The organism is Streptococcus sp. HMSC077F03 (assembly GCF_001812375.1).
GTDB lineage: Bacteria > Bacillota > Bacilli > Lactobacillales > Streptococcaceae > Streptococcus > Streptococcus oralis_S.
Genome location: NZ_KV808794.1, coordinates 1 through 253 on the forward strand (window position 1 = coordinate 1; position 253 = coordinate 253).

General features: G+C 45.5%; 1 protein-coding gene. It reads right to left on the reverse strand.

The genetic code is table 11. The features are described 5' to 3' along the window. The coding region (locus HMPREF2853_RS07205) for a G5 domain-containing protein (RefSeq protein ID WP_186821133.1) at nt 1-253 on the reverse strand (253 nt) is incomplete at both ends.

Consider the following 253-nt stretch of genomic DNA (forward strand, 5'->3'; position numbering starts at 1 on the left):
GCTGTCTTCACTCGACGAGTTCCTTCTGGAAGGTCTGCGTTCTTCACTTCTTTGACTTGGAAAGCAACATCTTCTGTCTTCGTTTCTTCCTTAGTCGTTACAACTGGGGCTACTACTTTCTTAGTTCCAACTTCAACAATCTCATCTACTGCTGGAGTGGTGATTGTGTTTGATTTCTCAACGCGACCTGTTTCAACGCCGTCTGTGTAAGTGACAGTTTCAACAATGGTGCGAACACCCTTCTTACCAGCTG